General features: G+C 37.0%; 12 protein-coding genes and 1 pseudogene. 9 read left to right on the top strand and 4 right to left on the bottom strand.

Features of this window, described 5'->3' with window-relative positions:
• Positions 1-14: 14 nt before the first annotated feature.
• Entirely contained in the window at positions 15-1,280 is a 1,266-nt protein-coding gene (purD, locus tag IGJ34_RS06335) for a phosphoribosylamine--glycine ligase (protein WP_206834284.1), read from the top strand.
• A gap of 85 nt (positions 1,281-1,365) precedes the next feature.
• Here purD and IGJ34_RS06340 read toward each other — a convergent pair whose 3' ends face one another.
• Both IGJ34_RS06340 and IGJ34_RS06345 read right to left on the bottom strand, forming a co-directional pair.
• Positions 1,366-1,749 carry a hypothetical protein gene (locus IGJ34_RS06340; RefSeq protein ID WP_069654487.1) on the bottom strand — a complete coding sequence of 128 codons (384 nt, stop codon included), beginning with the start codon at positions 1,747-1,749 and terminating at the stop codon, positions 1,366-1,368.
• 95 nt (positions 1,750-1,844) lie between these two features.
• The gene (locus IGJ34_RS06345) at positions 1,845-2,513 is read right to left on the bottom strand and encodes a DNA/RNA non-specific endonuclease (RefSeq protein ID WP_430598404.1); all 669 of its coding nucleotides are present in this window, start codon (positions 2,511-2,513) and stop codon (positions 1,845-1,847) included.
• 199 nt (positions 2,514-2,712) lie between these two features.
• On the opposite strand from IGJ34_RS06345, the gene IGJ34_RS06350 reads away from it, so the two are divergent.
• The 4 genes from IGJ34_RS06350 to IGJ34_RS06365 all read left to right on the top strand — a co-directional run bounded on the left by IGJ34_RS06350 (position 2,713) and on the right by IGJ34_RS06365 (position 9,108).
• Positions 2,713-3,414: an ABC transporter ATP-binding protein gene (locus tag IGJ34_RS06350; RefSeq protein WP_069654485.1), complete on the top strand. Its 702-nt coding sequence runs from the start codon at positions 2,713-2,715 to the stop codon at positions 3,412-3,414.
• Complete coding sequence (locus tag IGJ34_RS06355) at positions 3,415-6,849, top strand: FtsX-like permease family protein (protein WP_430598405.1); 3,435 nt, start codon at positions 3,415-3,417, stop codon at positions 6,847-6,849.
• Between the two features lie 235 nt (positions 6,850-7,084).
• A complete protein-coding gene (locus tag IGJ34_RS06360) occupies positions 7,085-7,609 on the top strand; it encodes a hypothetical protein (protein ID WP_069654483.1) in 525 nt (174 codons plus the stop codon).
• A 20-nt stretch (positions 7,610-7,629) separates the two neighbouring features.
• Positions 7,630-9,108 (top strand): flotillin family protein, encoded by a 1,479-nt coding sequence (locus tag IGJ34_RS06365; RefSeq protein ID WP_069654482.1) that lies wholly within the window; start codon positions 7,630-7,632, stop codon positions 9,106-9,108.
• 41 nt (positions 9,109-9,149) lie between these two features.
• Here IGJ34_RS06365 and IGJ34_RS06370 read toward each other — a convergent pair whose 3' ends face one another.
• Positions 9,150-9,758, bottom strand: coding sequence for an FUSC family protein (locus IGJ34_RS06370; RefSeq protein ID WP_206834278.1), 609 nt, complete (start codon positions 9,756-9,758; stop codon positions 9,150-9,152).
• A 115-nt stretch (positions 9,759-9,873) separates the two neighbouring features.
• Here IGJ34_RS06370 and IGJ34_RS06375 point away from each other — a divergent pair, with 115 nt between their 5' ends.
• Together IGJ34_RS06375 and IGJ34_RS06380 are read left to right on the top strand one after the other, a co-directional pair.
• Positions 9,874-10,833, top strand: coding sequence for an aromatic acid exporter family protein (locus tag IGJ34_RS06375; protein WP_069654480.1), 960 nt, complete (start codon positions 9,874-9,876; stop codon positions 10,831-10,833).
• A 140-nt stretch (positions 10,834-10,973) separates the two neighbouring features.
• Positions 10,974-11,477 carry an HD domain-containing protein gene (locus IGJ34_RS06380; RefSeq protein WP_069654479.1) on the top strand — a complete coding sequence of 168 codons (504 nt, stop codon included), beginning with the start codon at positions 10,974-10,976 and terminating at the stop codon, positions 11,475-11,477.
• A gap of 54 nt (positions 11,478-11,531) precedes the next feature.
• On the opposite strand, the pseudogene IGJ34_RS06385 reads toward IGJ34_RS06380, so the two are convergent.
• Positions 11,532-12,900, bottom strand: a pseudogene (locus IGJ34_RS06385) (MATE family efflux transporter).
• Positions 12,901-13,217: 317 nt separating this feature from the next.
• On the opposite strand from IGJ34_RS06385, the gene IGJ34_RS06390 reads away from it, so the two are divergent.
• Entirely contained in the window at positions 13,218-14,489 is a 1,272-nt protein-coding gene (locus IGJ34_RS06390) for a voltage-gated chloride channel family protein (protein ID WP_069654477.1), read from the top strand.
• Positions 14,490-14,541: 52 nt separating this feature from the next.
• A complete protein-coding gene (locus tag IGJ34_RS06395; protein ID WP_069654476.1) occupies positions 14,542-14,820 on the top strand; it encodes a UPF0223 family protein in 279 nt (92 codons plus the stop codon).
• Position 14,821: the final 1 nt, after the last annotated feature.

The following is a 14,821-nucleotide window of genomic DNA, read 5'->3' on the forward strand; positions in this document are numbered from 1 at the left end:
AAGGAGACATACTAATGGGATTAACAATTTTAGTCATTGGAAGCGGTGGTAGGGAGCATGTGATTGCACAAAAATTACTGCAGAGTCCTATTGTAAAGACTGTTTATTGCGCTAAAGGAAACGATGGAATGAAAAAAGATGGGATACAATTAGTAGATCTTGCAGAAAACGATCATTCCGGATTAATCAAATTTGCTAAAGAAAAAGGAGTCGATTGGACATTCATCGGACCTGAAATTCCATTGTTAAATGGAATCGTAGATGATTTTGCAGCCGCTGGTCTATTGGCTTTCGGGCCACTTAAAGAGGCAGCATTCATTGAAGGATCTAAAGATTTTGCGAAGAAAATCATGAAGAAATACAAAATACCGACAGCAAATCATCAAACCTTTTTTGATTTTAATGACGCACGAGATTATGTGATTGAAAAGGGGGCGCCAATTGTTATCAAAGCGGACGGGCTAGCTGCAGGAAAAGGGGTAATTGTAGCTGAGACTACTGATGAGGCAATTGATGCATTGAAAGAGATGCTCAAAGAAAATAAATTTGGATCAAGTGGTGCTAAAGTTGTAATCGAAGAGTTTCTTTCGGGAGAAGAATTTTCTTTGCTCGCATTTGTTCGAGGTCAAGAAGTTTATCCAATGGTGATTGCACAAGATCACAAACGTTCGTATGATAATGACTTGGGTCCAAATACGGGAGGTATGGGTGCCTATAGCCCAGTACCACAAGTACCTGATCGTTTAGTCAAAGAAGCAGTTGAAACAATTGTAAAACCTACTGTAAGAGGAATGGCAGCAGAAAACCGATCATTTACCGGGATTTTGTATACAGGATTGATTGCTACAAAAACGGGGCCAAAAGTGATTGAGTTTAATGCTCGTTTCGGTGATCCAGAAACACAAGTCGTCTTACAACGGTTAGAAAGTGATTTTGCTCAAATTATTGATGATTTACTAAAAGGGAAACAGCCAGATATTCAGTGGAAAAAAGAAGGGTACAGTTTGGGTGTAGTTGTTGCAGCCGAGGGTTATCCAAACGACTATAAAAAAGGGAATCCGCTCCCAAACTTTTCCTATTTAGAGTCAGAACAAGTCTATTATGCGGGAGTGAAGGAAGTTGCAGGACAACTAGTCTCAAATGGCGGACGTGTTTACCTTATTGAAGCCAGCGGTAAATCACTAGTAGAGGCTCAAGAGGCTGTATATAACGTGTTGAATAATACAGATACAACAGGTACTTTTTATCGTAAAGATATTGGATTTAAAGCGTTTGACTAATTGGTTTTAAGTCTAGAGGAAAAATAAAAAATAGACGAATGTAAAACGTTTCAGGGTTTACATTTGTCTATTTTTTACTGCATATTTAATTTGAAGGTAAGATGTTAGAATGAATTGCTCCATTTGTATAGGCAATAAAGAAATCTGCTAAGACAAGCTCATATGTTTCAATATCCGATGTATAAAGTGAAACAGGAATGACAAAAGTTTGTTCAGTTGTACCAGCAATATAATCGCCATCAATCGTTTGAGCCACGACTAGAAATCCAAGTTCTTTCCAACGTGTAATATCATCTAAATCAACCGTTTCATCAGAAGAAAGATACTGTACGTTTTGCTCAAACTGTTCTTCTATAGTTTGACTAAAAATAATCGTACTTTCTTCATCTTGTTGATTTTCTAACACCACGCTTAAAAATTGTTGCGGGTCACATACAGTAAGTTGGTCTTTGATTAGTTGAAAATCCATTAGGGTACCTCCTAGTTTAAACGTGAAACAGGCTCGTTTCGCTTTAATATAAGAATGTTAATAGGTGATATTTGCGCAATTCGAATCCATAGTACCTAGCGCTCGTTTAATATCGTCACTCGAAAATCAACCGTTGTATTTTTGTTTAGTCCTTTTGCTTCCAATTCAATTTCCTTGCATAATAATTTTGTTCCTTCGTAAACAGGTGTAACACGATAACGAATGGTTTCACCTTTATCTAACGCTTGACGAACCTGGTTTTCATATTTAGTCATAAAAGGCGTATTGACGGGTGTTTGATACAGAGTGGTGAGGTTTCTTGCATCATCACCTGAACCGCCAAGTTGACGTCCAATTAAATGACCCCTAGAATGATTCGTTGGTTCTAAACCAGACACAAAACCAGGGGGACGAATGTCTTTATTCGCAGAAGTTCCTGTATTGACCATCGTGGGTTTCAATAAGGCGTCAGCGCCAGTTGCTCGTCCGAGTGAGTCTAAAGAGTGGTAATCAATCCAGCCATTTTTTTTATCAGCTAATTCAGTAGCTGAAAAGGTTGCAGGCCCTAATTCTTTTGGTCCAGGATTTGTTGAACTTACAGGTTTTGTTGTACTTGGTTCGGTTTTCTCTTGAGTGTGAATGCCGAATATTTCTTGAATAGTATCTGGAACTTGAACGCCAAAGACGCCCAACACCAAAATAATTAAAACCGCCACAAGCATCACTGCTGGGCTAAATGGGGGTTTTTGTTTTTTTCTTGCCATGTTTTTTCTCCTAACTACTATCAGAGATTGAGAAAGAAAAGTTATTTACTGAGTAAAATTTTCAGACTCATCCTTTCGTTGATTTAATCTCATCCATACATTATACGAAAAAAATATAAAAAATCAAAACGCTTTTGACTTGTCAGAGGACTTGTTTGTCTACTTATGATAAAATTCTTTTGAGAGGGGATTGAATTAAATGGCGTATATTGACGTAATAAATGAATATAAACGATATCATATGGGTGATACGACGATTGCTGCAAATGATGGGATTAGTTTTTCAGTAGAAAAAGGCGAAGTTGCCGTTATTTTAGGACCAAGTGGTGCAGGTAAATCAACTGTGCTGAATATTTTAGGTGGAATGGATTCGTGTGACGAAGGGCAAATCGTAATCGATGGGACCGACATTGCAAAATTCAATGAAAAACAATTGACCACCTATCGTAGAAATGACGTTGGCTTTGTTTTTCAATTTTACAACTTAGTACCGAATTTGACGACCAAAGAAAATGTTGAATTAGCATCTCAAATCGTTTCTGATGCATTGAATCCTGAGGAAGTGCTGCAATCAGTTGGTTTAGGTGCTAGATTAGATAACTTTCCAGCCCAATTATCTGGTGGGGAACAGCAACGGGTAACGATTGCTAGAGCGATTGCTAAACGGCCTAAATTATTACTGTGCGATGAACCTACAGGAGCATTGGACTATGAAACTGGAAAACAAATCCTAACGATCTTACAAGATACTGCTCGTAAAACAGGAACTACTGTCATCATTATCACACATAATTCAGCAATTGCCCCAATGGCGGACCGCGTAATCCGTATCAATGATGCTAAAGTTCGAAGTGTGACAATTAACGATGAACCAAAACCTGTATCTGAGATAGAATGGTAGGTGGCTGTATTGAAAAAAACTGCGTTACTTAAAACAAGTTTTCGTGAAATCAAGCAATCAAAAACCCGTTTTATATCAATTATGGGCATCATTTTTCTTGGTGTCATGGTTTTTGTCGGACTAAAAGCAACAGGACCAGACATGACCCAAACTGCATCAAACTATTATCAAAACCAAAAACTACCGGATGCTCGAATTGTCTCTACACTGGGGTTAACTGAAAAAGATGTTGAACAAGCTAAGCAAGACAAAGATGTGGCAATTGTTTCTCCTAGATACACAAAAGATATTGCCATCAGTGAGCGAAACGTAGCAGTAAAATTTGTTAGTTATGACTTAGATGAAAAGCAACCAACGATCGATTATCGAGTGATTGAAGGTCGGATGCCCAAAAAGAGTGGCGAAATCGCCTTAGATGATCTAGCTCAATTGCGAGGACACTATAAATTAGGTGAAACACTGACACTTTCAAAGGAAGATGACAAAGACAAGTCACTAAAAAAACAAACCTTTAAAATCGTTGGCTTTGTGCAATCACCGGAATATATCGAGAATACCTCTCGAGGAAATACGACAATTGGCAAAGGATCACTAGATTTTTTTGCAGTGGTGCCTAAAGAAGACATGGCTCTTTCCACCTATACTGAGATTCTTTTATCGTTTAAAGGTCTAGATGATTTAGACAGCTATTCTAGTGAGTACAAAGATAAACGAGATAAAGCACTCACATCAGTCAAACAAGCACTAAAAAATCGTCCAGAACAACGAGCAGAAGAAATTCGTCAAGAATCAAAAACGTCAGTTGAAAAAGCGCAAAAAGAAATTTCTGATGGCGAAAACGCGCTGAAAGATGCTGAAAATAACCTTAACACGAGCGAACAGGAATTAGCAGCAGGAAAGCAAGAACTAGCACAAGCGCAAGCGACCTACACGGAACAAATCACAGCCGCAGAGAACAAACTCATAGCAAATCAAGCAACAATCACAACGGGTGAAAATGAACTTGCTTCGCAAAAAAGTGTACTTGAACAAAAGCAAAATGAATTAGCGCAAGCCCAAACTCAAGTTGCGCAAGGTCAAAATGCTTTACCAGGATTACAACAGCAACGGAACGAGTTAGCTGGATCGGGCGAATCATTAAATCAGTTAGTCAATGGTTACCAAAGTTTAGCCTCCACTGTTGCTCTTTTAGATCGAGTGCCAGATGATACATTAGCAGAAAGTATTGCAGATGCAGCACCACAAATACAAGCAGCTGTACAAGCTTTAGGGTCGCCAGAAGAGATCACTGCCGCGACAAATCAATTGCTCTCTCAACCTGAAAGAGCCAATATTGCTGTTGTTATGGGAACAATCAATGGTGCTTTAGCCAATCTGTCGGCACAACAAGCTCAGATTACTCAAGGTATACAAACCCTTGACCAAAATATCAATATGATCAATCAATCGATTGCACAATATACAGAAGGGCAACAACAACTTGTAGCAGCTGAAACGCAAATCAATCAAGCCGAAGCGCAGTTAGCTTCCGGAAAAGAACAACTAGCAGCTGGGCGGGCGCAATTGGAACAGTCCAAAATTGACGGTCAAGCAAAATTAAACGAGGCGCAAGCAAAAATAGATGAAGGGCAAAAAGCCTACGAAGAAGGGTTGGCAGAGTTTCAAAAGAAAAAGACAGAAACGTCAACAAAACTAAATGACGCCAAAAAAGAATTAGAAAAAAAACAAAAAGAATTAGCAGACCTAAAAGCGGCTGATTATTATTATTTTACAAGAGATGACAATCCTGGTTATTCTGAATATGAAGATAACGCCAATCGGATTTCTTCCTTATCAACTGTTTTTCCAATATTCTTTTTCTTGATCGCAGCATTAGTGAGTTTAACAACGATGACGCGAATGGTTGAGGAAAAACGGATGGAAATTGGGAGTCTAAAAGCATTGGGGTATCGCAATGGAGAAATTGCGTTTAAATTTTTAGTTTATGCAGCAATCGCAAGTCTATGTGGTGCTGTTTTAGGGTTGTTCGTCGGTTATTATTTATTCCCAACGATTATCTTTGATGCGTATGGACAATTATATAACATTCCAGACTTTGTTACGCCATGGTATTTAAGCTATAGTCTGATTGGCATATTAGTGGCTGTTTTATGTACGGCAGGTGCTGCGATGGTGGTTTTACGAATCGACTTATTTAGCACTCCAGCGATTTTACTCCGTCCTAAGGCACCTAAAGCCGGACAAAGAATTTGGCTAGAGCGGATTAAACCCATATGGAATCGATTAAGTTTTATACAAAAAGTTACGGCACGAAATTTGTTCCGTTATAAACAACGAATGTTAATGACCGTTTTAGGAATAGCCGGCTGTATGGCATTGATCATCACTGGTTTTGGTTTAAAAGATTCCATTTCAGATATCGTAGATGTCCAATTTAATAAAATTTGGCACTATCAGGCAATTGTGACGTTTAAAGGAGATAAATCCGAAAAAGATGAGCAGAACTACCAAGCTGTATTGGATAAAGTCGATGGCTTGAAAGAGACGATGCCGTTATACACTGAATCTTTAAAAACAACGAAAAAGTCTAGTGCTAAACAAGATGTTTCTATCTATGTACCTGAGAAGCCGAAAGAAATCGATCAATTCATTTTATTCAATAATCGACAATCAGCTGAAAAATACCAGCTAACTGATGATGGCGTGATCATTAACGAAAAATTGGCGAATCTGTTCCATTATAAAATGGGTGACACACTTGTTTTGAAAAATAGTGACAATCAGGAATATAAGCTTAAAATCAGTGCTATTGCTGAAAATTATACAGGACACTTTGCGTACATGTCTCCGGACTATTATGAAAAAATCTTTAAAAAATCCCCTAGCTACAATACGGACTTTTTACTCTTTGACAAAGCGCCTAGTGAAAAAGTAGAAAACAAAATCGGGAAGGAATTGATGGAAAATCAAAACGTTTTAAATGTTTCATTTTTATCAATTTCAAGTGATGCTTTAGACGATACAATTCATAGTTTAAATATTGTCGTTTGGGTCTTGATTACAGTTTCTGGCTTATTGGCATTCATAGTTTTATACAATTTAACGAATATCAATATTTCTGAACGAATCAGGGAACTTTCAACAATCAAAGTCTTAGGGTTTTACGATAAAGAAGTTACGATGTATGTGTATCGGGAAAATATTATTTTAACTATGATCGGGATTTTCATCGGCTGTTTCTTTGGAAAGCTTGTTCACAGTTATGTATTGACAACAGTCGAAGTTGATATGCTGATGTTCTCGCCAACGATTCATTGGCTTAGCTATATGTATTCAGCGTTGATCACTCTGTTCTTTACATTACTGGTCATGTTCTTTATGCATAGAAAACTGAAGAAAGTCGATATGATTGAGGCATTGAAATCAAATGAATAAAGTAGTTAAAAAAATGAAAAAAGGCTGGGATGTGACTCTTAGAGTTATTTCTCGGTCTCTTTTCATTAATTGAAACATCTACGTCTTTTGTATGATTTTATAAGATTAGCTGTCATTTTGTACAAAGTATTGGTAAAATATAAGTATCTTCATGCGAACGTCGGGAGAAAATGGGAGAGGTTGTTAAAAGAATAAGGAGAAAAAAACGCCAAAGAAAAAAGAAAGGAGTGAGAATGTGATACGAGGAGTTCCAATTGAAACAATTTATCTTTATACCTTGATTGTTTGTGCAGGAATTGCTGTTTTATTAGTGATTTTTGGAGACATCTTTGATTTTGACGGGCCAATCGATCCAATGTTGGCAATTCCGTGGTTGGCATTTACTTCATTATTTGGGTACTTAGGAGAGCGATTGCTTGGTTGGGATCATCTGATGGTATTTCTAGTGAGTGGAGCAGTGGCGTCAATTCTAGTATTTTTCTTGAATTTTTATGTATTGGTGCCGATGAAAAATGCGGAATCGACCCTTTCGATTTCAGAAAAAGACATGGAAGGGAATATAGCAACCGTTATCACTCCGATACCAGTTGGTGGAATGGGAGAGATCCAATTGAAAAGTGTCACTGGATCAATCAGCCGACCAGCCGCTTTCTACGCTCCGCAAGATCAACCGACCGAACGAGGAGCGCAAGTACTGATCATTGAAATTAGAGAGCGTGTATGCTACGTGGTTCCTTATGAAGGAAGTTTACAATTATAAAAAAGAAGGAGTAGAAGAAAATGGAATTAGGGATTTTAGGACCAATTGTTCTGGTTGTTTTTATTTTACTGATGTTATTGATTGTGTTTATTTCAAAATATCAAACAGCCAAACCGGATGAGGCATTGATTATTAGTGGGAGTTACTTAGGAAGTAAGAATGTTCATGCCGATGAAAGCGGAAATAAGATAAAAATCGTGCGCGGCGGCGGGGCTTTTGTACTACCAGTCTTCCAACGATCAAACAGAATTAGTTTATTATCAAGTAAATTAGATGTATCCACTCCAGAAGTTTACACTGAACAAGGGGTTCCAGTAATGTGTGACGGAACATCGATCATTAAGATCGGATCGTCAGTTGAAGAAATTGCGACTGCAGCAGAACAATTTTTAGGAAAAACACGTGAAGAACTTGAAAATGAAGCACGTGAAGTATTAGAAGGACATTTGCGTTCCATTTTAGGGTCAATGACGGTAGAAGAAATTTATCAAAACCGTGATAAATTCAGTCAAAGTGTGCAGGAAGTTGCCAGTGTGGATTTAGCAAAGATGGGCTTAATTATCGTATCATTTACCATTAAAGAAGTTCGCGATAAAAATGGCTATCTGGATTCTCTAGGGAAACCAAGAATCGCACAAGTTAAACGAGATGCAGATATTGCTGAAGCTGAAGCTTGGAAGGAAACACGTATCAAAAAAGCAGAAGCAGAAAAAGAATCTCAACAAGCTGAGTTACAACGACAAACTGAAATCGCAGAAGCGTCAAAAGAAAAAGAATTAAAACTAGCAACTTATAAAGAAGCCCAAGATATTGCAAAAGCCAAAGCTGACCAAGCCTACAATTTGGAAACAGCTAAAGCCCAACAAGAAGTTATTGCCCAAGAGATGGAAGTTAAAGTCATCGAGCGTCAAAAACAAATCGAGTTGGAAGAAAAAGAAATTGTTCGTCGCGAGAAACAATATGATTCAGAAGTGAAGAAAAAAGCGGATGCTGATCGTTATGCCAAAGAGCAAGAGGCTTTAGCGCAAAAAGCTCGTGAAGTAGCCGAAGCGGAAGCCGAACGTTTCCGTGTGGAATCATTAGCCGAAGCCGAAGCCAATCAAACTCGCTTGGCAGGGCAAGCGGAAGCCGAATCTATTTTAGCTCGTGGAGCTGCTGAAGCTGAAGCAAAACAAAAAATTGCGGATGCCTTCAAGGAATACGGAGAAGCTGCTGTTTTAAGTATGGTAATGGAAATGTTACCGCAGTTAATGAAAGAAGCTGCTCAACCACTTAGCAACATTGATAAAATTTCTGTCGTCGATACAGGTGGCGGTGGTGAAAATGCGGGTGCTAACCGTATCACTAATTATGCAACGAATTTATTAGCTGGAACACAAGAAACATTAAAAGAAACAACAGGTTTAGATGTTAAAGAATTGATTGAAAACTTTTCAAAAAAAGGAACAAACAGCAATGTGAATTTCTATGGCGAAGAGGCATCAGGTGATAAAGAATAATAAAAAGCGACTAAAATCGGATATGATTTTAGTCGCTTTTTCTATTTTTCAATCTCATCGTGTTCTTTTTCGGCATTAACGCGATCTTGTACTTTCTTTTTGAGTTCTTCCAATTCTTCTTCTTTCTTTGCCAATTCGGCTAAATCTTCCTCAATTTCATGCTTTTCTTCGATTGGTTTGGGTTTGAAAAAGAAATTCAGCCCGATACCAATAAATGTTCCAATAAACGTATCGATCACTCGAGATAGAGCGAAATAAAAGGATTCCCCTTGAGGTATGCTTAAAGAAATCAGTAACAATGTAGCAATTGCCGAGATTATCCCAGAATTATTATTCATACCGTCAGAGACAACAATCACGATTATCACTAAGAGTGGCAGGAAAAATAATTCTACCATGAAATCATTTGAAAAAAGATCCTTCACTAAAAAGTAAAGAATCGCTAACCCGCCACCTAAAGTATTTCCTAAAATTCTAGATTTACCAAAAGTCAGACTAGTTGTTAAATCTTGTCGAAGGGAAAAAACAGCTGCTAGAGCCGCAATCATCGGTGCACCCCTATCTAATACTTTAAATAAAATAATACATATCATCACAGCTAATGCTGTTTTCAATGTCCGCATACCTAAACGAAAAGGACCGACTTCCATGAGCTTTCTCTCCTATAATCAACATTTAATCAGTTTTCTATTTCATGATAACCGAAATAGAGGTAAAATTACTAGTATAAAACAAAAGATTAAACAATTTTTGAGGAGCGGTCAAATGAAAATTGGATTACGAACAATCAAAACAGCAGTAAGTGCGATGTTGTCAATGATCGTTGCAGAAAGTTTAGGCTTATTATATCCAGCTTCTGCTGGAATCATTTCTGTATTGAGCGTCACAAACACGAAAAAAACGTCATTGTTAACGGGAATTTATCGCCTACTTTCATTAGCACTAGCTACTGTAATTGCCTATTTATGCTTTTCTATTTTAGGATTTAATGCTTTAGCATTTGGCGTTTATTTGCTTTTATTTATTCCAGGAGCTGTTTACTTTAAGCTTTCAGATGGTATCGTAGTAAGTTCTGTTTTAGTGACGCAATATCTTGTCGAACAAGATTTATCTTGGTCGATCATCGGAAATGAGTTTTTATTAATGACGATAGGTGTTGGATTTGCTTTAGTGATGAATTTATACATGCCAGATACAGAAAAACGATTGAAAGAAGATCAAGAAGTGATTGAAACGATGTTTCGTAAAATATTAAATAATATGGCATCCTACTTGAATCAGCATGTTAAAGAACGGGATTTATTCGAAAAATGCAATGACTTAAAGGCGTTTATTCGAACAGGAGAAAATTGGGCGAAAAATCATTCAGAAAATCAGCTGATTTCTTCGAATCATTATTATATAGAGTATTTTACGATGCGACGGTTGCAAAGTAATAGCTTGAAAGATATGTTGCGGATTTTAGAAAACATTACAGTTGAACCTGAACAAGTTGGAAATATTCAAGAATTGTTGCAATATACAGCTGAAACATTTGCAGAAAATAATGATGGACAAGATATTTTAGACCGAATCGACCAAGTATATGAAGTTTATCGAAAAAAAGAATTACCTAAAACTAGAGAAGAGTTCGAAAATCGTGCTCAGCTGTTTCAATTTTTACGGGTATTTCAATCGTTTATAGAAATCAAAGCTGAATTTTCGAAACAGCAAAATGGCAAATAAAGAAGTATATTTATAAAGTAAATATTAAAGTTTCGTTACGCCATTGAAAAAACCTAGTATTTAGAAAAACAAGGTGCTATACTTTCAGCAAGTAAAAAAAACAGAAACTTTAAGTCTCTAAAAAGGTGGAACCAGAATTAATGACTGAAAAATGGCGTGAAGATCAAGAATATATGTCTTATGTGGAAGATTTGTTGGAAACGGAAGAAGTACAGCGTTTAGGAAATTACACGCAGCATGTTCACTCAACTCGTTTAGATCATTCAATCAGTGTTTCTTATTATAGTTATAAATTAGCTAAAAAGTGGAATGGTGATGCTAGAGCAACAGCTCGTGCTGGATTGTTGCACGACCTATTCTATTATGATTGGCGTACAACGAAGTTCGACGAAGGAACTCATGCTTATATGCATCCAAGAATTGCAGTGAAAAATGCTGAGAAACTAACAGAACTTTCAGACTTAGAACGCGACATCATTATTAAACATATGTGGGGCGCAACAATTGCTCCTCCAAAATACAAAGAAAGCTATATTGTTACAATGGTTGATAAATATTGCGCGGTTAAAGAAGCCTCTGAACCAATGACTAACTCAGTTAAAGCGAAATGGCGTCACTATTTCCCTAGAAAACAATCTGTATAGCATAAAAAAACGATCGATTTTCTTTTGAGAATCGGTCGTTTTTTTTAAGATCACTTATGAAGACTTTAGTTTAGTTTCAATTAATTGTTTATGTTCTAATTTTTTTAATCGCTTGATTGCTTTAAAAATAAGAAGCAAGTAACACAATTACAGAACCTGCCCAAGCTAGTGGAGATGCTAGTGCTGCACCGACAAAACCTAATGAAGCAGTTAAAATAATGGCGGCAAAAGAACGCATGACCAACTCCATAATACCAGCTAGCGTTGGAATCACACTTTGGCCAAGACCTTGCAATGTATAGCGAATAATAAATAAGATGGCTAAAAGCCAATACATACTACCGTTGACATTAAAATAAATTTGTGAAAGATTGAGTACCTCTGTTTCTTTTGAACTGACGAAAAGAGTCATTAAATTTTGACCAAAGAGAATCACGATTCCACCCGCAAGTAGGCTAAAACCAATACTCATCACCAGACACTGATTAACCCCTTGTAAAATTCGTTTGTATTTTTTTGCTCCATAGTTTTGGGCAGTAAAGGTCGCCATTGCGATTCCAAAGGACATCATAGGTTGTGTTGCAAATTGTTCGATTTTCCCTGAAGCAGCTTGTGCAGCGACAACATCAGTTCCTAAACTATTTAAAGCCGCTTGTAAAATGATCGCGCCAATAGCAATGATCGAAGACTGAAAAGCCATAGGTAAAGCAATATTCAAATGAGCTCGAAACTCATGTTTATCTATCGAAAAATCTTTTTTTCGTAATTGAAGATTAGGAATTTTCCAGCGAATATAGATAATACATAGTAGACTAGATACAATTTGAGCTGTAACAGTTGCAATTCCGGCTCCTGCGACCCCCATATGAAAGGTAAGAATCAGCATCAAATCTAGTACAACATTGATAACACTAGCAATGATCAAAAATAAAAGGGGCGTACGACTATCTCCTAGGGCTCGAATCACATTTGATAATAGATTGAATGCCATTGCAGCAAAAATACCGATAAAAATAATTGAGATAAAGGTTTGGGCATCATCAATGATTTCGGGTGGTGTTTGCATAAGATGAAGCATTGGTCGAACAAAAACCAAGCTCAAAATAGTTAAAACAATCGTTACGACCCCGCTAATGATGATTCCAGTAGCAAAACTCTTCTTTACCCCTCGGTAGTCTTGTGCGCCAAAACGCTGTGACGTTAAAATGGAAAGACCAGCTGTCAAACCTTGCGCAAAACCAATGATCAAAAAAGTAATACTACCAGTTGAACCAACTGCCGCTAGAGCATCTTTTCCTAACGTTTGCCCAACGATGATCATATCCGCCATATTGTAAAACTGTTGGAAAATATTTCCGATCAATAATGGAATCGTAAAGAAAAAAATCAATTTTGCAGGATTGCCATGTGTTAATTCTTTCAATGAAAACATCCTTTCATTTTGAGAGAACAATCCGTTTGTCGACTTTCTCTACATTTTTTTTCGAAGACAACAATAATGTATAGAGTAAATAAAGTAAAACGATTAAATTTTCTTTTTTATAGTAGCATAATATTGAGGTATTGCAAGTGCTTTATAGGGGAAAGTCAAATTTCGTTCAAATGAGTCTTTTTTGACCTTTATAGGATAAACTCATAATTTTTTTCTCGTTTCTTTTTATAAAAATTGTTATAATTAATCAGCGTGGTTCTAAGTAGTGACAGCATGGGAAGTTAATGTATTTTATAAGGAGTGATCGAATGAAAAAGGAATTAAACATGCCTCTAAAAGTGAGCATTTATATGGTTAAATGGTTAATGATTGCTTCTTTGATTGGATTAGTAATGGGTACGTTATCAGCATTTTTCTTAAAAAGTTTAGATATTGTGACGCAAATTAGAGTAGATAATTCTTGGCTATTATTTTTACTGCCAGTCAGTGGGGCAATTTTTGCGTTTCTTTATAAGAAATTTGGAGGGAATTCAATAAGAGGAAATAATCTTGTGATTGATCAAGCAAATGGGGAACAGGAAAATATTCCCTTACGCCTCATTCCATTGACGCTATTTGGTACAATCACAACCCATTTATTTGGTGGGTCAGTTGGTCGTGAAGGAACTGCTGTACAGATGGGGGGGACGGTAGCAGATACAATCGGGCGTCTCTTTAAACTAAATAAAATTGAACGGGAAATTGTCATTATCAGTGGCATCAGTGCTGGATTTAGTTCTGTTTTTGGGACACCTTTAGCCGGGACACTTTTTGGGCTAGAGGTTTTAGTGATTGGGCGTCTAAGATCAGATGGACTTTTTCCGAGTTTTTTTGCTGCTATTTTTGCAAATTTTGTAACTGAGTCGCTGGGTATAACGCATACACATTATGCTATGGGACCGATTCCAGAATGGTCATTATTGATATTTACCAAAATAATAGTTGCTGGTATTTGTTTTGGCTTAGTCGGTTGGCTTTTTAGTCGTTCGATAGTCTGGGTTAAAACAATCTATACGAAGTGGTTCGCAAATGTTGTTTTACGAAACTTCATCGGAGGAATTATTGTAGTGGTTGCTGTTTTTATTTTTAAGACACAGCGTTATCTTGGGTTAAGTTTACCATTATTGAAAGACGCCTTTTATGGAGAGAATCACTGGTTTGATTTTATTGGGAAACTATTTTTTACAGTGTTGTCATTAGGGGCAGGGTACCAAGGTGGAGAAGTGACACCTTTATTTGAAATTGGCGCAACACTAGGCAGTAGTTTAGCTTTAATTCTGCACTTGTCGATTCCATTTTTGGCTGGATTAGGTTTTATTGGTGTTTTTTCAGGTGCAACGAATACGCCGATTGCTTGTTTTATCATGGGAATCGAACTTTTTGGGAGTGAAGCCGCCTTATATTTCTTTATGATTTGTTTGATCAGCTACATGTGTTCAGGGAATGCTGGGATTTACTCAGCTCAAAGAGTAGAGGTAGAAAAAGGTGTTTTGTTCTTGCCTATATGGACAAATTGGCGAAATAAGAAAAGAAACGAATGAACTGTAGAAAAATATTCTTAGCCTATGATAAACTAGAAAATGAGGTGAAAGCATGAAAGATTATCAATACCCATTAGATTTAGACTGGACAACAAACGAAATGGTAATTGTGACCAACTTGTGGTCTGCGGTAGAACAAGCGAACGAAACCGGAATCGACACTAAAGTTTTTTTGAAAACGTACAAAGAATTTAAAACAGTAGTTAGAAGTATTGGAGAAGAAAAACGGTTAGGCAACGAATTTCAAAAAGCATCCGGATACTCGTTATATCGAACACTTCAACAAGCAAAAAAACAAGAGTCAGGCAGATTGAAACTAGGAGCTGATTAAA

Source organism: Enterococcus sp. AZ177, from assembly GCF_050544585.1.
Taxonomy (GTDB): Bacteria; Bacillota; Bacilli; order Lactobacillales; family Enterococcaceae; genus Enterococcus_L; species Enterococcus_L plantarum.

Coding starts and splice junctions, on each gene's coding strand:
- purD (WP_206834284.1), top strand. CDS start 15: ATGGGATTAACAATTTTAGTCATTGGAAGCGGTGGTAGGGAGCATGTG.
- IGJ34_RS06340 (WP_069654487.1), bottom strand. CDS start 1,749: ATGGATTTTCAACTAATCAAAGACCAACTTACTGTATGTGACCCGCAA.
- IGJ34_RS06345 (WP_430598404.1), bottom strand. CDS start 2,513: ATGGCAAGAAAAAAACAAAAACCCCCATTTAGCCCAGCAGTGATGCTT.
- IGJ34_RS06350 (WP_069654485.1), top strand. CDS start 2,713: ATGGCGTATATTGACGTAATAAATGAATATAAACGATATCATATGGGT.
- IGJ34_RS06365 (WP_069654482.1), top strand. CDS start 7,630: ATGGAATTAGGGATTTTAGGACCAATTGTTCTGGTTGTTTTTATTTTA.
- IGJ34_RS06370 (WP_206834278.1), bottom strand. CDS start 9,758: ATGGAAGTCGGTCCTTTTCGTTTAGGTATGCGGACATTGAAAACAGCA.
- IGJ34_RS06375 (WP_069654480.1), top strand. CDS start 9,874: ATGAAAATTGGATTACGAACAATCAAAACAGCAGTAAGTGCGATGTTG.
- IGJ34_RS06380 (WP_069654479.1), top strand. CDS start 10,974: ATGACTGAAAAATGGCGTGAAGATCAAGAATATATGTCTTATGTGGAA.
- IGJ34_RS06390 (WP_069654477.1), top strand. CDS start 13,218: ATGAAAAAGGAATTAAACATGCCTCTAAAAGTGAGCATTTATATGGTT.
- IGJ34_RS06395 (WP_069654476.1), top strand. CDS start 14,542: ATGAAAGATTATCAATACCCATTAGATTTAGACTGGACAACAAACGAA.